The 20241-nt window shown below is 71.0% G+C and carries 16 protein-coding genes and 1 pseudogene; 9 read left to right on the forward strand and 8 right to left on the reverse strand.

The genetic code is table 11. From position 1 onward, the window contains the following. From DT057_RS06405 to DT057_RS06425, 6 genes and pseudogenes are all read right to left on the reverse strand, one after another. On the reverse strand, nucleotides 1–1587 hold the full coding sequence (locus DT057_RS06405; protein ID WP_128561243.1) for an ABC transporter substrate-binding protein: 1587 nt from the start codon (nucleotides 1585–1587) through the stop codon (nucleotides 1–3). A gap of 560 nt (nucleotides 1588–2147) precedes the next feature. Continuing rightward, nucleotides 2148–2372, reverse strand: a pseudogene (locus tag DT057_RS36710) (IS5/IS1182 family transposase); the annotation flags it as partial. 226 nt (nucleotides 2373–2598) lie between these two features. Beyond that, nucleotides 2599–2781: a hypothetical protein gene (locus DT057_RS06410; protein ID WP_128561244.1), complete on the reverse strand. Its 183-nt coding sequence runs from the start codon at nucleotides 2779–2781 to the stop codon at nucleotides 2599–2601. A gap of 184 nt (nucleotides 2782–2965) precedes the next feature. Next, entirely contained in the window at nucleotides 2966–5863 is a 2898-nt protein-coding gene (locus DT057_RS06415; RefSeq protein WP_128561245.1) for an NHLP bacteriocin export ABC transporter permease/ATPase subunit, read from the reverse strand. Further along, nucleotides 5860–7974 (reverse strand): NHLP family bacteriocin export ABC transporter peptidase/permease/ATPase subunit, encoded by a 2115-nt coding sequence (locus DT057_RS06420; RefSeq protein ID WP_269153099.1) that lies wholly within the window; start codon nucleotides 7972–7974, stop codon nucleotides 5860–5862. The genes DT057_RS06415 and DT057_RS06420 overlap by 4 nt, the downstream gene beginning before the upstream one ends. A gap of 81 nt (nucleotides 7975–8055) precedes the next feature. Then, nucleotides 8056–9324 (reverse strand): NHLP bacteriocin system secretion protein, encoded by a 1269-nt coding sequence (locus DT057_RS06425; RefSeq protein ID WP_128561247.1) that lies wholly within the window; start codon nucleotides 9322–9324, stop codon nucleotides 8056–8058. Between the two features lie 173 nt (nucleotides 9325–9497). On the opposite strand from DT057_RS06425, the gene DT057_RS06430 reads away from it, so the two are divergent. The 4 genes from DT057_RS06430 to DT057_RS06445 all read left to right on the forward strand — a co-directional run bounded on the left by DT057_RS06430 (nucleotide 9498) and on the right by DT057_RS06445 (nucleotide 13394). Then, the gene (locus DT057_RS06430) at nucleotides 9498–10040 is read left to right on the forward strand and encodes a hypothetical protein (protein WP_238314005.1); all 543 of its coding nucleotides are present in this window, start codon (nucleotides 9498–9500) and stop codon (nucleotides 10038–10040) included. Between the two features lie 481 nt (nucleotides 10041–10521). Then, nucleotides 10522–11661, forward strand: coding sequence for an L-dopachrome tautomerase-related protein (locus DT057_RS06435; RefSeq protein WP_128561284.1), 1140 nt, complete (start codon nucleotides 10522–10524; stop codon nucleotides 11659–11661). 226 nt (nucleotides 11662–11887) lie between these two features. Continuing rightward, complete coding sequence (locus DT057_RS06440; RefSeq protein WP_203236208.1) at nucleotides 11888–12967, forward strand: catalase family protein; 1080 nt, start codon at nucleotides 11888–11890, stop codon at nucleotides 12965–12967. A gap of 34 nt (nucleotides 12968–13001) precedes the next feature. Then, nucleotides 13002–13394 carry an MAPEG family protein gene (locus DT057_RS06445; RefSeq protein WP_128561249.1) on the forward strand — a complete coding sequence of 131 codons (393 nt, stop codon included), beginning with the start codon at nucleotides 13002–13004 and terminating at the stop codon, nucleotides 13392–13394. 213 nt (nucleotides 13395–13607) lie between these two features. Here the strand turns inward: DT057_RS06445 and DT057_RS06450 are convergent, their stop codons facing one another. Continuing rightward, nucleotides 13608–13808, reverse strand: coding sequence for a hypothetical protein (locus DT057_RS06450; protein ID WP_128561250.1), 201 nt, complete (start codon nucleotides 13806–13808; stop codon nucleotides 13608–13610). A gap of 314 nt (nucleotides 13809–14122) precedes the next feature. On the opposite strand from DT057_RS06450, the gene DT057_RS06455 reads away from it, so the two are divergent. From DT057_RS06455 to DT057_RS06465, 3 genes are all read left to right on the forward strand, one after another. After that, nucleotides 14123–14611 (forward strand): dual specificity protein phosphatase family protein, encoded by a 489-nt coding sequence (locus DT057_RS06455; RefSeq protein ID WP_128561251.1) that lies wholly within the window; start codon nucleotides 14123–14125, stop codon nucleotides 14609–14611. A gap of 422 nt (nucleotides 14612–15033) precedes the next feature. Beyond that, a complete protein-coding gene (locus tag DT057_RS06460; RefSeq protein WP_238314012.1) occupies nucleotides 15034–16221 on the forward strand; it encodes a winged helix-turn-helix domain-containing protein in 1188 nt (395 codons plus the stop codon). Between the two features lie 469 nt (nucleotides 16222–16690). Further along, nucleotides 16691–17197: a hypothetical protein gene (locus DT057_RS06465; protein WP_128561253.1), complete on the forward strand. Its 507-nt coding sequence runs from the start codon at nucleotides 16691–16693 to the stop codon at nucleotides 17195–17197. Between the two features lie 10 nt (nucleotides 17198–17207). On the opposite strand, the gene DT057_RS06470 is transcribed toward DT057_RS06465, so the two are convergent. Next, complete coding sequence (locus DT057_RS06470) at nucleotides 17208–18002, reverse strand: IclR family transcriptional regulator (protein WP_203236204.1); 795 nt, start codon at nucleotides 18000–18002, stop codon at nucleotides 17208–17210. A gap of 144 nt (nucleotides 18003–18146) precedes the next feature. Here DT057_RS06470 and DT057_RS06475 point away from each other — a divergent pair, with 144 nt between their 5' ends. Both DT057_RS06475 and DT057_RS06480 read left to right on the forward strand, forming a co-directional pair. Then, nucleotides 18147–19169, forward strand: coding sequence for a TRAP transporter substrate-binding protein (locus DT057_RS06475; RefSeq protein ID WP_128561255.1), 1023 nt, complete (start codon nucleotides 18147–18149; stop codon nucleotides 19167–19169). A gap of 125 nt (nucleotides 19170–19294) precedes the next feature. Next, nucleotides 19295–19984, forward strand: coding sequence for a hypothetical protein (locus DT057_RS06480; RefSeq protein WP_128561256.1), 690 nt, complete (start codon nucleotides 19295–19297; stop codon nucleotides 19982–19984). Nucleotides 19985–20241 lie beyond the last annotated feature (257 nt).

Below are 20241 nucleotides of genomic sequence, written 5' to 3' on the forward strand. Positions count from 1 at the left end.
TCACGGCGCGAGCCAGGTCTCCGAGAAGTCGCCGGTGGCGAGGTCGATGCTGTTGAACAGGCCCCGCACCCGGGCGTTCTGGACCGCGATCGTCGGGATCGTCACCAGGGCGAGCGCCGGCAGGTCGGCGCCGACGATGCCCTGGATCTGCCGGAAGATCTCCCGCCGGCGCGCCTCGTCGACCTCCGTCGCCGCCCGGCGAAACAGGTCGTCGACCGCCGGCACGTCGTAATGGGCGGCGTTCAGGTAGGGCAGCGGGCGCTTGATCCCGTCCGACCAGTACAACCGCTGGACGCCGACGGTCGGATCGAACAGGCGGCTGATGCCGTTGAGGTTGAAGTCGAAGTCGCGCTCGTAATAGACCCGCCGGATGAAGGTGGCGAGGTCGCCGTCGGCCATGTCGACCTTGACGCCGACCCGCGAGAACGCGGCGCGCAGGTACTCCGCGGTCTTCCTGAAGGTCGGTCCCGGATGGAAGGTGAGCCTGAGGGAGAAGCGCGTGCCGTCCGGCCCGCGGGACGCCCCGGCCTCGTCGAGCAGCCGGTTCGCCCGGGCGAGATCGAACGGGTAGGCGAACGGCGCCTCGTCGTTGTAGGCCTTGAGCGCCGCCGGGATCGTCGAGCCGGCGGCCTCGGCGTGTCCGTAGAAGATCGTGCCCGTGATGATCCGGCGGTCGATGGCCGAGGCGAGGGCGTGGCGGACTTCCGCCCGCGCCAGCACCGGCCGGTCAAGGTTGAATTCGAGCACCTGCGCGTTGTTGAGGTAGTCGTCGGAGACGGCCGTCACCGCGAGCCGCGGGTGCGACCTCAACCGCTCGAGCTCCGGCAGAGCGACGCTGTAGCTGACGTCGGCCTCGCCGGCCTCGAGCGCCGTCGAGACCGCCATCGTGTCGGCGACGAAGCGCACCACGATGCGGTCGAGGTAGGGCTGCCCGGGCTGCCAGTATTCCGGGTTGCGGCGCAGGACGACGTGGCTGCCCCGCGCCCACTCGGTGAAGATGTAGGGCCCGGTCCCGACCGGGGCGCTGCCGTTCGGGCTGTCGCCGTAGGCCTCGCCCGGATAGGCGTGGGCCGGCACGATCGGCGACTCGGCCGCGGTGAGCGCCTTGAGGAGGTACGGCGTCGGTTTCGACAGGACCAGGATCGCCGTCAGCGGGTCCGGCGTCTCGACCGCGACGAGGTTCGCGAAGGTGATGCGCCCGCGCGGGCCGATGGTCCTCAGCGCCAGGAGCGAGAAGCGGACGTCGGCCGCGGTGAACGGCCGGCCGTCGTGCCACTTGACGCCCGGCCGCAAGGTGAAGCGGTAGCGCAGCCCGTCCTCGCTGACGCTCCAGCCCGTCGCCAGCAGCGGCTGCGGCGCGAAGCTCGCGTCGAAGCGCAGCAGGCCCTCGGTGACCTTCGTGCTGATGTTGCGGGTCCGGGTGTTCGAGTCGGTGAGCGGCACGAGGGTGGTCGGCTCGCCGACCTCGACGAGCGTCAGCGTGCCGCCCCGCCGCGGCTCCGCGCCCTGCGCGCGGGCGAGGCGGGCGCTGAGAGGCAGGAGCAGCGTCGACGACAGGAGGGCGAGGGCTCGGCGGCGATCGGGCATGATTGGCCTGGAGAGAGCGGGTCGGGAGGTCGGACGGCGCACCCGGAGGCCGGAAACGCTCGGCCTCGGCGGCGTGGTCGTGGATGTCCGGCAGCGCGCGCAGTCCCGCGGCGTACCGCGTCGCGGCGGCCGGAGCGGAAGGCGGCGGCGCCCGAGATGACGCGCGCATGCTCCGCTCCGACTCCGTCCCCTGTCAACGAGAATGTTCTTTTTAGAGTACGCCGCCGAGGGAGACGACATCGCTCTCACGATCTCCGGTACGGCGAAATTCGTCCAAAACCGGCGGATTTCCGGGTTTCTCGACAGGGAAGCCTTGCTCGAGGCGGGAGCATCGGCGAGAATCTCCTGCTCGTGACGCCGCCGACCGATCGTTCATTTAAACGAACACGTGCCGCGATCGTCGGTGCCGGGTCAGCGCGTCGGCCGGGGCCGGGCCGGCCGATGCCCACCTTCCAGGAATGCCCGCAGGCCGCCGCGCCGGCGAGGTGACCGGCTCGGGTGCCCCGGAGGCGCGGCGCGGCTGACGTGCTGGGCTCCTGCTCGGGCGGGAGGTCGGAACGGAGGTCGCGGCGCCGTTCGTAGCGGACCGCGCGGCGCCGGACCGGGGCGAGCCAGGACCGCGTCCGCGCGATCACGCGGCGGCGCCGGGTCAGGCGCTGGCTGCTCTCGATCCCGCGGCGAGCGATGCGATGTCGAATGTGCCGACGGGTCAGCGCCCGGCGGCAGCGGCGGTGGTCGTCAGCCCTGTCGGCGTGCAGCTTGGCCGTGCACCCGCGTGGCCGCCCTCAGGGCGACGTGGGCTGGGCCGACGTATTCCAGCATCGCGTGCCGCCGTGATCAGCCTCGATCGGTGTGACCGCCGCCCCGTTCTCGTGACGATGCCTGCGCAAGATGTTAGACCTGCATCCAGCAGACATCCTCGCATTGTTCCGAGCAACAGCGCTTGAAATGAAGCAAAGCCCGCCGCGGCAGGGCCGGGCGGGCTGAGGTCGCGTCGATGCGCTAGAAATGTCAGAACCTGAAGAAGCTCGGAAGCGAGAACGACGGCAGCACCTTGAGGAACGAGAACGAGCTGAAGAGCTTGAAACTCTCCTTGGGCGGCAGCGGCTGCGGGTTGAGGCCGCCGGAAACCTGATCGAGGTCGGCGTCGCTCAGGCTGCCGGTCTGAGCGAAGTTCTGAGTGGCCTTGGTCATCGTGTCCTCCTGGTCGGTGCGACCGTCCGTCGCCAGGAGAGATTGACTTGGGACCCGGCGCGTTGATGTGCTGCAAGACACACCGGTGAGGGTGACGCCCGTGACGGGGCTCGGCCGTGGCGGGGCCGCACGGGCTGAGATCCCGCAGCCTGCCGGCGGGTGGGCACGCGCCTTCCGGACACCGCTACAGCAATTGCCGCCTCGCGAAGTCGGCGAAGATCCCGGGCGCGGCGGCGAGCTCGTCGAAGGTGCCGGTCTGCACGATGCGGCCGTCGACCAGCACGACGATGCGGTCGGCTTCCCGCACCGTGCTCAACCGGTGAGCGATGACGAGGCGGGTGACGTTGAGGGCGCGCAGGGACGCGCTCACCACCGCCTGGGCGCGGTTGTCCAAGGCACTCGTCGCCTCGTCGAGGAGGAGGATGCGCGGGCGGCGGGCGATGGCGCGGGCGATCAGGAGACGCTGGCGCTGGCCCCCCGACAGCGTGTTCACGCCCTCGGCGACGACCGTGTGCATGCCCATCGGCATCGCCTGGATGTCCTCCTCCAGGCCGGCCATGCGGGCCGCCTCCCAGGCCTGCTCGAGAGGGAGCTGCACGCCTCCGCAGATGGCGTCGTAGAGGCTCCCCGTTGCGAGCCGGCCGTTCTGAAGCACGACGCCGAGCTGGCGGCGCACCGCGCTGACATCGAGGGTATCGAGCGCCTTGCTGTCGTAGAAGACCGCACCGGATTCGGGTGTCTCGAACCCGATGAGCAGACGGAAGAGCGAGGACTTGCCGCTTCCCGAGGGCCCGACCACCGCGACGTACTCGCCCGGCACGATCTTGAGCGAGACGGAGTCGAGCACCGGCGCTCCTCCGGGCGCGTACCGGAAGGTCACGCGGGAGAGCTCGATCGCGCCCGAGAGCTCGCCCGGGGGCTTGCGGTCGTCGGCGATCTCCGCCTCCGCGGAGAGAAGCGGTTGCAGCCGGGCGAGGTGGGGTATCGCCACCAGGGCTTCGCTCAGGCCCGAGGCGAAGGTTCCGATCGACGCCATCGCCTGGCCGAAGGCTGCGAAGAACGCCAGGAAGGCGCCGAGATCCTGGGTCAACGTGCTGTCGAGAGCGCCCGCCGACGCGAAGATCGTCAGCGTCGCGAGCGTCGGGAAGGCGCTCTCGATGACGGAGAGCCGGTTGCCGACGCGCTGGGCCGCGATGAAATGTGCCTTCTGACCGGCGAAGAGTTTCGACCAGACCGCGAGCGCCCGCACCGTCGCGTCGGCAACACGCAACTTGCCGATCCCGGCGAAGAGCTGGAGCACGAAACCCTGGACACGCCCCTGGCCGTTGAAGTGGCGGCTTTCGTGCAGCAGGCGCAGCCCGCTCGCCCCGACGATGAGGAGCCCGCGCAGGAGCGCGAGGCCGACCGCGACCAGGGCGAGCCTGGCATCGTAGACCAGCATCAGGACGATGCTGAACCAGCAGAAGACACCCGCCAGGAGGCTGCGCAGGACCCGTCCGGTGAGGGCGCGCCGCACGGCGTCGACTCCCATCACGCGATCGACGAGGTCGCCGACGGTGTGATCGCGAAACAGCGACGCGCGCAGCCGCAGCAGCCGGTCGATCATCGCGGCCTGGAGCGTCCAGTCGATCAGCCCTTCGAGCCGCAGCATGGCGAGGCTCTCGACCACCTGCGCGGCGCTGCCGGCGAGCGCCGCGACGGCGAGCGCGAGGGCGCAGACCGTGACCTGGTCGAGTTCGCTGCGCGGGATCGCCGAGGCGACCAGAACTTGCGTGATCAGGGGCAGGATCAGGGTGATGAGCCCCATCATCACGGCCGGCAGCGCGATGCCGAGGACATTGCCGCGGCCGCGCCGCACCGCGAAGGCGACGAGGTCGCGCAGCGTCAAGGCCCGGCCGGGCAGCGTGGGAAAGAAGGTCGAGGCCTCCGGGGCGATCTCGGCGGCGAGCGCCGCGTCGACCCGCCGCCTCTCGCCCGTGACGGGGTGCGTCATCACGTAGGTGCGGCGCTCGCGCAACAGGGCGACGGGGATCCCCGCCTCGCCCCACCACGCGAGGAGCGGGCCCGAATCCTCCCGCCACCACGTCCCGCGCAGCAGGACCCGGCGTACCCGCAGGTGCGAGGCCCGGGCGATCTCGACCACGTCCGTGAAGTCCTGCGCCTCCTTGCGGCGGCCCGCGGGGCGGACGAGCGGGGCGGGGAACGTCTCGGCGATCCGGGCGCAGGCCGCCATCAGCGGATCCTCCGGATCGACCGCGGCCGGCGGCGGACCGGCGGGCAGCGCGACGATCGCCTCGAGGGACCCGAACAGCTCCGCGGCGCGGGCCGTCCCGAGATCGGCGCGCCGGGCCAGCCGCTCGGCATCCCGTGCGGGCGCGGCCGCAACGATCGCGTGCAGGCGGGCGACCGCGACGCGGTGGAAGCGGTCGAGGGCCCGGGTGAGGAGATCCCCCTCCGGGGCGGCCGAGGCCGCGAGGCGGCATCCCTCCGGCCCCGCGGCGATCCGCAGTCCCGCGGCGAGCGGCAGCGGCGGATCGCCCGGATGCAGGACCGGTCCGCTCCCGGCGAGGCCGGCACGTCCGGCCTCCACGGTGACCCAGCGCAGTGCCCGGGCGGGCCCGCGCCGCTGCTCCCCGGGCTCCAGCACCTCGGCGCCCTCCGCTGCCGCCTCGCGGATGTCCCAGGCCGGGTAGGGTCCCGTGATCAGGGCGGCGAGGCGCAGGAGCCAGGCCTCGATCCGGTCCCCCCGGCCCCATCCGGCGGGGTAGGCCTCCTGGACCGTCGTTCCGGGCGTGCCGACCGCGATGATCTCGAGCGCCGCGCCGGTCTCGTCGGCATCGGCCGGCATCGGCGGGATGATCCCGCCGGCCTCGACCCGCAGGAGGTGATGGCGCGGACCTGCCTGCCCGGCCCGGAGCCGCACCGCGAAGAGGTCGGCGTGGCCGCTCACGACGAGGAGCGGAGCAATGCGCGCGGCGAGCCGCTCCGGCCGGCGTCCGTCGAGGCGCGATCCCGCCTGTCCCTCCGGGGGCGTCTCCACCAGGGCGAGCCCGCCCGCCGGCCTCGCCTGCGCTTCGCTCATGCCTGGGCCACCAGCGCGGCGTAGAGGCCCGCCCGGGCGAGGAGGTCCTCGTGCGTGCCTCGCTCGGCGATGCCGCCGCGCTCCAGCACGATGATCTCGTCGCAGTCGCGGATGGTGCTGAGGCGGTGTGCAATGATGATGCAGGTGCAGCCGCGCCGCCGCAGGTTGTCGTCGATGATCTTCTCGGTCACCGGGTCGAGGGCGGCGGTCGCCTCGTCGAGGACGAGCACCGAGGGGTTCGCCACGAGGGCGCGGGCGAGTTCGATGCGCTGGCGCTGGCCGCCGCTGAAGTTCGCGCCGCCCTCCAGGACGGCACAATCGTAGTTGCCCGGCCGCGTCGCGATCTCCCCGTGGATGGCGGCGTCCTTGAGGGCGAGCGCGAGGTCGGGCTCCGGGACGGTCGCATCCCACAAGGTCAGGTTGTCGCGCGCCGTACCCTCGAACAGCACGATATCCTGGTCCACGTAGGCCACCGACTGGGCGAAGACCTCCGGCGGGATGTCGGCGAGCCGCCGCCCGTCGATCCGCACCTCGCCCGACCAGGGGCGGTTGAGCCCGCAGATCAGCCGCCCGAGCGTCGACTTGCCGCTTCCCGAGAGGCCCACGAGGGCGACGCGGCTGCCGGGCGCGATGTCGATCGAGACGTTCTCGAGAAGGGGCGGCTCCAGCACCGCGTAGCCGAAGGACACCCCGGTCAACGCGACCCGCCCGGCGAGCCGCGGCGGCGCCGGCGGCAGGGAGGAGTCCGGCACCGTGTGCGCGACCGGGTAGTTGGCGACGTCGTCGAGCCGCTCGAGGCCGCCCTTGATGAGCTGGATGCCGCCGATCTGGCCGACGAGCGTCGTGATCGGCTCGGAGAAGCTCGTCATCAGGGACTGGAAGGCGACGAGGCCGCCGAGCGTCAGCGAGCCCTCGATCACCCGCACGCCGCCGAGGCCGAGGATCACCGCGGTGGTGAGGCCCGAGAGCAAGGTCGGTACGGCGTCGAGCCAAGCGGCCGCGGCGCCGAGATCCTGCTCGGCATTCAGGGTGCGGGCCTGGATGCCCGACCATTGAGCGAAGGCCTCGTCCTCCAGTCCGCTCGCCTTCAGGGTCTCGATGGTCCGCACCGCGCCGATCGTGCTGCCGAGGAGCTTGCCGCGCTCCAGCGCGAGGCTGCGGCTGAGGTTCTCGCGATGCCGCGCGATCAGCGCGAGCGCCACCACGTTGAGGAGCGACAGGCCGACGCCGATCCCGGCGAGCAGCAGGTCGTACACCGCCATCGCGGCGGCGAAGAAGGCGATCGAGACCAGCGCCAGCGCGTTGCTGACCACGCCGTCCGAGAGCAGGCGCGCGATCTCCTCGTTCGTCGCGACGCGGCCGGCGATGTCGCCCGCGTGGCGTTGGGTGAAGAACTCCATGGGCAGGGAGACGACACGCCAGAGAAAGCGGCTCGTCATCACCACGGCGAGCTTCGTCTGCAGGCGCAGCATCAGGGACAGCTGCAGGGCGGTGACGCCGGCGCGAAACAGGGCGGTGAGGCCCATGCCGATGAGGAGCGGGACGAGCCAGCCGGTGGTGCGCTGGATCAGCACCTCGTCGATGAAGACCTTGCTGAAACCCGGGATGAGGAGGCCCGGCACGATCAGCGTCAGGCTCAGGCCGACGAGGAGGCCGATCGCGGCGCGCGAGGCGCCGAGTTCGCGCAGCAGGAGCCGGAGCCCTTGGGGCTTGCGGCCGATGCGCCGGAAGCCCTCCGCCGGCTCCATGGCGAGCACGACGCCCGTGAAGGCGAGATCGAGCTCCCGCAGGGTGACGCGGCGGCGCCCGCCGGCCGGATCGTTGATGAAGGCCTGCCCGCCCCGGATCCCCTCCAAGACCACGAAGTGGTTGAAGTTCCAGTGCAGGATGCACGGCATCGGCAGCTCGTGCAGCGTCCCGGGTTCCTTGCGGAACCCCTGGGCGGCGAGCCCGAAGGCGCGCGCGGCCTTGACGATGTTGCTCGCCTTGCTGCCGTCGCGGGAGACCCCGCAGGCGACGCGCAACTGCTCCAGCGGCACGAAGGCGCCGTGATGGGCGAGCACCATGGCGAGGGCCGCCGCCCCGCACTCCACCGCTTCCATCTGCAGCACGGTCGGTGTCGCCCGGACGCGCCCCGCCCGTGTGAGCGCGCCCCGCAAGCCCTGAAGGGAGAGGACCACGGCGCGTCTCGACTACCCGGCGAGGCCGGTGAGGCGCTTGAGCATCGGCACCACGAGGTCGAGGGGGCGCTGCTGACGCGTGGTGATCTCGGCCCTGGTCAGCGTGCCGCTGGTCAGGCGGAGGTCGGGACCCTGTCCGACCGCCCAGCGATAGCCGCTCGGCGTGTTGGGATCGGGCTGGAGGCGCACGAGCGCCGCGTAGGGAGCGCCCTCGCGCGAGAAGCGGGTGACCAGGCTGTCGTTGTGCAGCACCGCCGCCATTCCCTGCGAGGTGATCGGAAAATCGGAGATGGACACGACCGTGCCGATCAGCGTGCCGTATTCCTCGCGCTTGACGGTGCTGGGCTCCAGCCGCGTCTCCATCCCGGGCTTCACGGTCTTGCCCTTGTCGGCCGGGATGTAGATCACCGCTTCGAGCGCCCGGCCCCCGCTCTCGACGGCGATCACCGGCATGCCGACCGAGAGGACCGAGCCCGGCGAGACCTTCACCTCGAGGACCCGCCCCTCGATCGGGCTCCGCACCTGGGTGTTGCGGTTGAGCTCCCCGGCGAGCTGCTCCATCTGCCGGCGGGTGTCGTTGAGGCGGAACTGCGAATCCTGCACGTCGCGCTCGCGCTGGGTGTCGAGATCGGTCTTCTGCGAGCGCAGCTTCAGCACCTCGTTCAGGGTGTCGTCGCGGCGCTGGCGCGCCTCGGCGAGTTCGCGCCGCCGGTCCTCGACGATGCGGCGGGTGGTGATGCCCTTGGCGAGCAATCCCTCCAGGTTCCGCACCTCGGTGGCGAGATACACGATGCGCTGGTCAGTGGCCTGGATGATCTGGTCGAAGGCCTCCTCCAGCTTCGCGAAGTTGCGCGTCTTGGCGGTGAGCTCGTTCTCGGTCTTGGTCCTGAGGATGGCGTGCTCGCGCTCGCGCTCGCGGTTGACCTCGACCGCACTGCGGTAGCGCTCCTCGATCTCGGTCTGGACGATGCGGGCGATCACCTGCCCTTGCACGAGGTGGTCGCCGACGGCGACCTCGACCGCCGCGAGCCGCCCGGGCGCGGCCGAGACCGCATCGACGACGCGGCCCCCGACGTTGACCAGGATCCCCTCACCGGCCGTCCGGGTCGGCACGCGCCCGACGATGCTCCAGGCCAGGGTCGAGGCGAGCAGCAGCGCGATCACCACGGCGAGAATCCAGTCGGCGGGCCGCGTGATCCGGACCAAGTGATCGAGTTGCTCGGGCGACGAGGCACGCTCCAGGGCGATCGCCCGGAAGGGAGGCTGCGGGGATGAACTCATGGCATCGCGTGCGAACCGCCCCTCCCGCCGCCGCTGGCACACGGCGCGCGGGCGCACGCGCCGGCGCGAAGCCCGATCCATTCTGGATAGCCGGTACAACAGATCGCGAGTGTAGTAGCATTTTACCCATTGAACAGACAGAACGTCGCCGGATCCGGCCCGGACTGAGGCTGTTGACCGAGGAGGAGGCTGCGATGCGGCGGGGGACTGGCGCGGATCGGTCGGCAATCCGTTCGCGGCTCCGGCGCGCCGTCGCGCTCGCGATCGTCCTGGCGCCAATTCCGCCTGCGGCAGCGGCACGGGTGCTCAGCGACGGTGATCTCGCCAGCATCGCGCGCATCAAGCCTCTCTACACCGACGTGCTGAACGACGTCGCGAGGTCCGCACAGAACCCGGACTTGGCAGGGATGGAGGGCGATTGCGTCCGCTCGACCCTGCGTGCGCTGCTGCAGATCGCCGATGAGCTCAAAGGGTACGAGGCCCTCATCACGACCGCCGGGGAACTCACCGATTTCGGCGACGACGAGGCCCTGCGCAACGTGCTGCGCTTCGCGGTCGAGAACGCACTCAAGATCCTCGACACCGAGCGGCGGCGGCTCGGCGAACTCACCGAGACCTGCGGCCGCTCGAACCTCTCTTCCGGCAAGGCGCGCCAGGCCATCCAGTTCATCGACAGCACGCAGGCGATCCTGCGCGCCGTCCAGCCGCGGCTGTGAGGTGATCAGCCCCCGACGAGGTGGGGGTAATCAGGACCTGCGGCGAAACGGGGGAGCGTCCCGTGTTCGAGGACCCGTGACCTGAGCCACCGCGTCAGGGGAGGGGGTCGGCCGGCAGGAGACCGCGAATCCGATCGCGCCGGGGGCGCGGCGTCGTCCGATCCGAGCGATCCGCGACCGGATCCGGCTCCGCGCAGGCGAGAATGTTCCCTGCCGTGCGGGACGTGGGACCTTTTGTCTGAAACGCCCGCGTATCCTCCGGCGCGCGTAATTATCGTTTGTTTTCATGCTCTTGTATGCTGGAACCGTTGCCCGCATGTGACGTTCTGGTCCTGATCGTCCCGGCTTGCGAGCGGCTTGGGACCACGCAATCGACGCTCAGGAGCACACACGCATGACGTTCCGTCACCGGCTCGTCCCTGTCGGCGTTCGACGCGCCAGCCTGTTCGCCTCGGCAGCCCAGGCGGCGCTCGGCGTGCTGATGAACCCCGCCCTCGCGCAGGCTCCCGCGGCCGCGCCGGGGCAACTGACCAAGGTCGCGGAGTTCGAGCACCAGGTCACCGGGGTCACTGTGTCCGGGGACGGCCGCGTCTTCGTGAACTTCCCGCGCTGGACCGAGGACGCGCCGGTGTCGGTCGCGGAGCTGAAGGACGGCAAGCCGGTGCCTTACCCGAATGCCGAGTGGAATGCCTGGCGCAACGCGCGCAAGGACGAGGTCTCGCCCAAGGACCACTTCGTGTGCGTGCAGAGCGTCGTCGCGGATGGACAGGACCGGCTCTGGGTGGTGGATGCCGCCGCCCCCGCGATGGCCGCGGTCGTGAAGGACGGTCCGAAGCTCGTGGCGATCGACCTCAAGTCGAACCAGGTCGCCAAGACCATCGCGTTCGATCCCTCGATCGCCCCGCAGGGCTCCTACCTCAACGACGTGCGCGTCTCGCCGGACGGCAGGACCGCCTACCTGACGGATTCGGGGGCCGAGGGCGCGCTGATCGTGGTCGACGTCGACAGCGGCAGGGCCAAGCGCGTGCTGGCGGGCCACCCCTCGACCATGCCGGACCCGGCCGTGACCGTGACCTACGACGGCAAGCCGCTGCGCCGGCCCGACGGGCGCGGCGTCGAGTTCGCGGCCGACGGCCTGGCGCTCTCGCCCGACGGCAAGACGCTGTACTGGCAGGCGATCAAGGGCAGGACGCTCTACAGCCTGCCGACCGACGCCCTGACGGGCTGGGCCACGGCCGCCGTCGTGCCGGACGCGCTGACCGACCGGACCCTTGTCTCGAAGATCGCGACAACGGGCGAGAACGGGCCGGCGGACGGCCTGTTCATCTCGCGCCGGGACGGGCGCATGTACGTGACGTCGCCCCAGGACGACGCCGTGAAGGTGCGCGACCTGTCGGGCCGCGACACGGGCCTGAGCGTGCTGGTGCAGGACCGGCGGCTGCGCTGGCCCGACACCTTCGGCGAGGGCCCGGACGGTACCCTCTACGTGACGACGTCGCGGATCCAGGACTCGGCCTTCTACAAGCCCGACGCGCCGGCGGCCCTGCCGACCGAACTCTGGGCCATCGCGCGGGAGGCGGGCGCGGCGACCGGCTCGGTCGGAGCGGCGCCGGCCCGCTGAGCAGCGCCCGCACGCGCCCTCGTCCTGCGCCGGCCGCGTGCCCGTTGGCGAGGGCGTGCGCCCGGTGATGGGAAACCCGGAGCGCGGCGGCGGCGCCCCGCGCCGGCATCCCGGCTTCGGATCGCACGCGTCGGCGCCGGCGGCTCGGGACGGCTCGGTCGGGGCTGGTCGGCCGGGCAAGCCCATCGACGCCAGTGTCTGATCGGAGGCGAGCGTGCCGACACCGATGCCCATCCGCTACGAGCCTGCCCTGGAGACCGTGCAGCCGGACGAGGCGCAGGTCCACGCCGGCATGATCGCGACCTTCGCCAAGATCCAGGCCACCACGCGCGCGGATTACGGCCGCGCGGTGCGGGGCGTGCACGCCAAGGGTCACGGCCTCCTCACCGGCACGCTGGAGGTGCTCCCGGACCTGCCGCCGCTCGCGCAGGGCGCCTTCGCGGCACCGGGCCGCCACGACGTCGTGCTGCGGCTCTCGACGAACCCGGGCGACATCCTCGACGACAGCGTGTCCACGCCGCGGGGCCTCGCCATCAAGATCCTGGGTGTCGAGGGCGAGCGCCTGCCCGACGCGGAGGGCACGACGCAGGACTTCGCGATGACGAACGCGCCGGCCTTCACGGCCCCGGACGCAAAGGCCTTCCTCGGGAGCCTGAAGCTCCTGGCCGCCACCACCGACACCCCGCAGATCGTCAAGAAGGCCTTGTCCGCCACCTTGCGCGGTGTCGAGAGCGTGCTGGAGGCGGTCGGCACCGGGAGCCCGACCGTGATCAGCCTCGGCGGGCATCCCGAGACGCACATCCTCGGGGAGACCTTATACAGTCAGGTGCCGGTGCGGTGGGGCGAGTACGTGGCCAAGGTGGCGGTGGCGCCCGTATCGTCCCCGTTGACGGCGCTGACCGGCGCGGCCCTCGACGTGAAGGGCAAGCCTGACGGCTTGCGCGCGGCGGTGACTGCCTTCTTCGCCGCGCACGAGGGTGTCTGGGAGCTTCGCGCACAACTCCCGACGAACCGGGACACCATGCCGGTCGAGGACGCCTCGGTGCCCTGGCCGGAGGACGAAAGCCCCTACGTCGCGGTGGCGCGGGTCCTGGTGCCGCGGCAGGAGGCGTGGAGCGCCGCCAAGGTCGAGCGCATCGACGACGGCCTCGCGTTCAGCCCCTGGCACGGCTTGGCGACTCATCGACCGCCGGACGCGGTCATGCGGGCGCGCCGCGCGGTCTACCCGAACTCGTCCGACTTCCGCGCCACGCATGACGGCTGCCCGATCCGCGAGCCGACGCTCCTCGCCGGCAGCCTGTCCTGACCCGGCCATCCTCCGTCCGCAGCGAGGCTCACACGTGATCTTCCCGGCCACGACCGCATTCTACGCCGCCCTGTTCGCCCTTCTCTACGTGGGTCTCTCGGCCTGGGTCGTCGCGACGCGCGTGTCGGCGGACGTGCTGCACGGTGACGGCGGCGATGACGAGCTCGAGAAGCGCATCCGCGCCCAGGGCAATTTCGGCGAGTACGTGCCGCTCGCCCTCCTTCTCGTGACGCTGCTGGAGGCGGGAGGGAGCAGTTCGACGCTGGTCCGGACGCTGCTGCCGATCCTGCTCGTCGCCCGCATCCTGCATCCCGTCGGCATGCTGGCCCCGAAGAACTCGTTGCAGCAATACGTCTGCCGTGGCGGCGGCATCATCGCGACCTTCCTGGTCATCGCCGTCGCGGCGGTCGCCCTGCTGCTCCGCTGAGCCTGGGGGACGCCGAGCCCCGCCGTTTCCGAGAAGCTCTCTCGCCGTGACGTCGCTCGCCGGCATCCCGCTCCGGTCGGCGCGGCCGCCCGGCCCTCCCGACCGGCTGAGAGCCGGCCTGAGAGGGGCGACGTTGTGGCGGCCGTTGATCGTCGGGCGAGGTCCAGCGCCGGTAAGCCTCCTCGCCCGCGCGCATCGGGCCGCACGTCCCGATTACGGGGCGCAGAATGCCACGTCTCCCATGATCGTGACCGCACAGGCGGTGTCCGCGCGTAGCGTTTCTCGTGCGTGATGATGGCGGCGCAGCTCGTAGGGCTCCGCGAGCGCGAACGCCTCGAAGATGCCGAGCGAGAACGCGAGTGCACACAGGACGACCAGGGCGTTCTGATTGAAGATCAGTCGAAGAATGAACATCGGCTGCCCCTTCGTCGGGAGTGTGGTGGGAGCCGCGAAGATTGACCTCCGGCGTGGCCCTCGACATCCCTCGATCGGAGGAGAAGGCCGCAGCCTCAGGAAGGCGCGCGAGCCGCTTTGCCGGCGCTCCGGCAGTCGGACCCGCGGCCGGCGTCCCAGCCCGTGACGTGCGGCACCCGGCCGATGCGCCCGTGGCCTCGCGGCAGCATCCCGGCCGCAGGACGCCGCGCGCCGGCTGCGTCCTTGCTTCCGCCACGTCGGTCGGGTGCAGTGACGGCGGACACGAGGGTGCTGTCGTGGTCGGGACAAGAGCGATGCCGTTCGACCTGCGCGTCTGCGCCGCCGCCGAAGCCGCATCCCTGGCCGCCGGCTGGGCGACGCACGCCGTCTCCCTGGTCGATGCCGGCTACGAGCCGACGGCACCGCTGGCACCGCGCAGCCTTGTTCTGACCTTCGAGGACAGCGAGCGGCCGAGCGCCGAGGGACCGACCGCGGGGCACGTCGCGACGGCGCTGGCTTTCACCCGCGCGCTCGAGCCCGATGCGCGCCTGCTCGTCCACTGCGTCGCCGGCCTGAGCCGGAGCACGGCGCTCGCCGCGGCGATCCTGGTGCAGCACGGCGTGCCGGCCGAGGCCGCGATCGCGCAGGTCGGGCGGATGCGGCCCGACATGATGCCGAACACCCGGCTCTGCCGGTACGCCGACGAGGCGCTCGGGACCGGCGGGACGATCGTGCAGGCGGTGCGTCGCTGGGAAGCCCGGCTGATCGCCGCGCTGGACGCCTCGGGCGAGGAGGTGGCGTGAGGACCTGGCGCTCACGGCCTTGCGGCGAGGGCCCGCTGGTCTCGGACCATCGGCCGGCCTGACCCCTCGTTCGGAGCCGGGCGGCCGATCCTGCTCGACCGGGCATCGGGCCGGATTTGGGCAACGCCCGGCATCCGCAGCCCGAGGCCGCGTCAAGGGAGCGGCTGCGACATCGCGGTGGTCGGCGCGCTCCTCACGACGGCCGGACGCGCGCGGGGGCCGGCGCACAATGATCCACGCCCGGGCCGAGGCGAGCGGGGCCCTGGCCGGCTCCGTCGCGGGCTTCTACAATCCGGTCCGGCGCCGCTCGGCGCTGAAGCCCGTCAGCCCGGCTGATTGAGAGGGGCGCCGCGCCCGCCGGTCCGGTCGCCCTCATCCGAAGCATGTCCGGGCGTTCATCGCCCAGTCACAGGAGAGCGACCCTGAGAACGGAACTCTCGGTGTCGGAGGCCCGTCGCGTCGCCCTGACGGCGCAAGGCTTCAACGCCCCGTCCCGCGGCGGCGACGTCGCCGCGACACGACTGCGTAAGGCGATCGACCGGCTCGGCCTGCTCCAGATCGACAGCGTCAACGTCCTCGTCCGCGCTCATTACCTGCCGCTCTTCTCGCGCCTTGGTTCATACGAGCCCGAATCCCTGGATGCGCTCATCGCGAAGAAGCCGAAGCGCTACTTCGAGTACTGGGGCCATGAAGCATCGCTCCTGCCTGTCGACTGTCACCCGCTGCTGCGCTGGCGCATGGCCCGCGCGCTTCGGGGCAAAGGCGTCTGGCGTCAGCTCGAACCCTTCGCGAGCGAGAAGCGGGCCGAGGCCGATGCTCTGCTGGATCGCATCCGGGCCGACGGGCCGCTGGCAGCCTCCGACATTGCAGGCCGCGCCGCCCGGAAAGGAATGTGGGTCTGGAGCGACGCGAAGCACGCGCTGGAATGGTTGTTCTGGGCGGGTCTCGTCGCCGCGACGCACCGCCGGGGCAGCTTCGAGCGCGTGTACGACCTGCCTGAGCGTGTTCTGCCGCGAGCGGTCCTGGGGCTGCCGACGCCCCGCGGCCTCGATGCGCGGCGGACGCTGCTCGCGCGGGCGGCGCGGGCGCTCGGAATTGCGACCGCGGACGACCTGCGCGACTACTACCGGGTGCCCGCAGCGGACGTGCGCCTGCCGATCGGGCAGCTGATCGAGGACGGAACGATCATCCCCGTGCGGGTACGCGGTTGGCAGCAACAGGCTTACCTGCACAAGCAGGCGTATGCCGGTCGCAGGCTCGCCGGCGCGGCGTTGGTGTCGCCGTTCGACCCGCTGATCTGGCACCGCCCGCGGACCGAAAGGTTGTTCGGATTCCGCTACCGGCTCGAGATCTACACGCCGGCGCACAGGCGCGAGCACGGCTACTACGTTCTGCCTTTCCTGATGGATGGTGCACTCGTCGCACGCGTGGATCTCAAGGCGGACCGCAAAGCGAGCGCGCTGATCGTTCAACGGGCACACATCGAGCCGGATGCGCCGCGATCCACGCTCGAACGGCTGATGGAGGAGCTGCGCCTGATGGCGTCGTGGCTCGGGTTGTCGCGCCTCGCGATCGCGCCGGCCGCGGCCCGTGCCGCCGCGTCAGAGTGACGGGCTCGCAGGGCGGCGAGGGGGACCCGCGAGGCGAGGCGGCACCGGTCGTCCCGCGGCCTCGCGGTATCGGCGATGATCCAGCCTGTGCACGGGATCCGACGCGGCAGATCGGGCCGCGTCAGCCTCGGTGCGTGGGATCGGCGCTGACGCAGCGCAGCTCCGGCTCGTGCTCGCACGCGTCGGCCGCGTCGCTGGTGCGCCGACCGCGCAGGCCTGGTGGCGAACACCGCGTCGGGCGCGGGCATCCGTATTCATCGGAACGGGCCACCGGCACGGCGGCGGCGGGAGAGATCGCGGCCACCTCAGGCCGGGTGCGCGCGGTCGCGGCGGCCCGGTCCTTCGCGGCGGGTCTCACGGCACTGGCTGACAACGATGACCCGGACCCTCCCGCCTCGGCCGGAACACCCATCGCCGCCGGCGCTTGCCTGGGGCAGGGATGTTCCGCGCCGAGAAGGGGTGAGGCAGGATGCAGGGATATGGGACTTCGTTCGGCATCGGGTTCGTGACCGGCCTGCGCAGCATGACCGCCTGCGCGGCGCTGACCTGGGCCGCCTCGCAGGATCGGACGCGCGGCGCACTCATCCCGGCCGGCCCGGGTGCCAGGGCGCTCACGGCCGCGGCGGCGCTGGCCGAGATGATCGGCGACAAGATGCCGTTCGCGCCCGACCGGCGCATCCCGCCATCCTTCGCGGTCCGGCTCGCGATCGGCGGGGTCGGCGGCTGGGCGCTCGCCGGGCACCGCGCCTCACCCGAGTACGGCGCCCTGGCCGGTGTGGCGGGGGCCCTCGCCGGCACCCTCCTCGGGCGCGCCGCAAGAGGCGGGGACGCCCGGAGCGCCGCCGGCCGCTTTCGCGGGCTCGCCGAGGATGTGGTCGCCGCCGGCCTCGCCATGGCGGTGGTCGCGTCAGCGGAGCAGCGACCGTCCGCGCGCGTGCAGGACGCGCCGCCAGCCCGGGACCGATCGATGAGATGACCCGGCGCGATCAGGCCATGTTGCCCCACGTGCCGCGATCATCCGCCTTGAGGAGCGGCGAAGCGCTGCCGATCAGCGCGAGCTCGTTCGCCCGGCGCACCAAGCTGGATCCGACATGAAGCATCCGCTCCCGCGTGAAGCGGGAGGTGGGACCGGCGACGATCAGGGCGCCGACCGCAGGCTCGCCCTTGCGCCTGATCACCGCGGCCATCGAATTCATCCCGAGGGCGTACATGTCCTCGATCATGCTGAAGCCCCGCGTCCGGTGCGCCTGCAGCATCGCGAGGAGCGCGCTCACGGTCACCGGGGCGTTCGGCCCGTAATGCGCCGGATCGCCCAGGCCCTGTCGAACCACGGCTTCGGTCGCCTGCTGATCGGTCAGGGTCGCAAGCCAGGCGTGTCCCGCTGCGCTGCACGAGAGCCTGAGGTCGATCCCCATGTCGGGGTCGTAGAGCAGACCGACTTTCGACCCCACCGCCTTCGCCACCAGGGTCAGCCTGGTGCCGTCCAGAATGGCGAGGCGAACAAGCTCTTCCGTTTCCCTTGCAAGTCGATTCATGACCGGCTGCGCAACGTCGATGATGCCGGACTTGCTGAGGAAGCTCATGCCCATCGAGGACAGCTTCGTGGTGAGCGCGTACTCACCCCGTTGCGGCAGCGCTCGAACGTACCCGTACCTCACCAGCTCGTTCAGCGTGCGATGGCACCCGCTCCGGATCTGGTTGAGGTCCGTCGCGATCGACACGAGCGACGCCCCGTGCGGGCGAGGCGCCAAGTACTCCAGGATGGCCAGCGCCTTCTCCATCGACCCGCTCATCCGAGAACCTCGTTCGGCTAACAGCTTTCAAAATTTGAAAGATAGTCAAAAAATCTTGTCCCGTCGATCCGTGCTGGTACGAGGTGGAGGCTCACATCGCAGGCGACGATGGTTCGACACGGGAGGACCACCATGACGGGCACGAGCCTCATCCGACGCAGAGAGATGCTGACCGCGATGGCGGCTTTGCCGCTGGTTGCCGCGCCGTTCGTCCGCCGCGCCGCCGCGGCCGAGATCAGCCTCAAGATCGCGCACCCCCTCGCGGCGGCCCATCCGACGAATTCCCGCCTCATCGAGGCAGCCGACAAGATCCAGAAGGACACCGACGGAAGGGTCGAGCTGCGCATCTTCCCGAACGGCCAGCTCGGCGGCGAGGCGGACACGCTCAGCCAGCTTCGGTCCGGAGCGGTCGAAGGCTACGTGATCGGCGGCCTCGTCGTATCGACGGTCGTGCCCGCGGCGGGCCTCGACGGAACCGGGTTTGCCTTCAGCGACACCTCGAAGGTCTGGCCGGCGATGGACGGCAAGCTCGGAGCGTACATCAGGGAGGCGTTCGCGAAGAGCAACCTGTACGCTGCGCGCACCCCCTGGGATCTCGGCTTCCGGCAGATCACCACATCGGCGAAGCCCATCAGGACGGTCGGCGACCTGACCGGGCTGAAGATCCGGGTTCCCGGCGCCGCCGCGTACACGAGCCTGTTCAAGGCGCTGGACGCCGCGCCGACCAGCGTTCAGTTCACCGACGTCTATCCCGCGTTGCAGACCAGGATCGTCGACGCTCAGGAGAACCCGCTCAGCCTGATCGTGACCTCGAAGTTCTATGAAGTGCAGAAATTTTGCTCACTCAGCAATCACATCTGGCAAGGCAACTGGATCCTGTTCAATGGACGCGTCTGGAAGAGCATACCGGAACGGCTCCAGGAGATCGTCGAGACCCGGCTCAACGAGGCGGGACGGGCCCAGCGCAACGACCTGGCCGGCTTGGAGCAGAGCTACCGCGATACGATGATCAAGAGCGGAATGACTTTCAATGAGGTCGATGCAGATTCGTTTCGCGCGAAGCTGAAATCGGCTGGCTATTATGCCGATGTTCGTCGCAGGTTCGGCGATCAGGGATTCCAGATGCTTGAAGACGCCGCCGAGACCTCCTTGTAGGGGGGCTCGGACCCTGGCGGGCGACACGCTCCGTTCCGGATGATGCGCGCCCGTGTTGCGGCCTTGGGGCGGATGCGTCGCGCGGGGCGGTGGCGTCCGTGGTTAGGTGAACGCGAGAGGTGGGCATGTCTCTACTCGGCCAGGCCGCGGTCGCCATGTGGTGGAGGATCAAGCCGGACATGCGCGCGGAGTTCGAAGACTGGCACTCCCACGAGCATTTTCCGGAGCGGATGAGCATCCCTGGTTTCCGGCGCGGGTCGCGCTGGACGAGCACGTCGGACGCCGAAGGGTTCTTCGTGCTCTACGAGCTCGAGACCTACGGGACGCTCACCTCGAAGGGGTATCTGGACCGGCTCAATGCCCCGACCCCGTGGTCGACGACGATGATGCCCCACCACCTCGGCATGGTGCGAAGCCAGTGTCGTGTCGCCGCGAGCTTCGGTGGTGGATTGGCAACGTCTCTCGCGACGGTCCGTCTGTCGCCCGGACCGGGGGACGGGTCGGCGTTGCGAGACCGGATCGTCGCGACGCTGGCGGACCTGCCATCCAGGCCGGGCCTGACCGGCGCACACCTCTTGATGACGGATACCCCTCGCGCCAGCGTGCCGACGACGGAGCAGAAGATCCGCGGCGCCGACAGCACCGCCGACTGGATCGTCCTGCTCTCAGGCTACGATCCGCAGATGGTGCAGCGTTCCGTGCGGGACCGCTTGTCGGCCTCGACGCTCCACGGCAGGCACGATGACGGCTCCTCGACCGTCGGACACTACACGTTGTCCTTCGGGATGACCGGCGACGATGTCGGGTTGGCGTAAACGGGAAGCGGGTCGCACGCCGGGCGGCCCGCGGCGCCGGCCACGACGGGCGCGGCACGGGGGCCCGTGACCCGCCCGCAGCCTCCGTTGGGCCGGCCGCCCTCGTGCGGCGAGGCAACGACGGAGATCTCACGGCCCGGAGGACAGCCTCGGCTGGCGCGCGCGGCGCGAGAGCGCCCTGACGGCCGAGGCCGGCGTCATCCCGCGGCGAAGCGGCGCCTGCAATCCAGCGGATCGATGCCGGCCCGCCGCTGAGA

This window comes from Methylobacterium crusticola (assembly GCF_003574465.1).
Taxonomy (GTDB): Bacteria; Pseudomonadota; Alphaproteobacteria; order Rhizobiales; family Beijerinckiaceae; genus Methylobacterium; species Methylobacterium crusticola.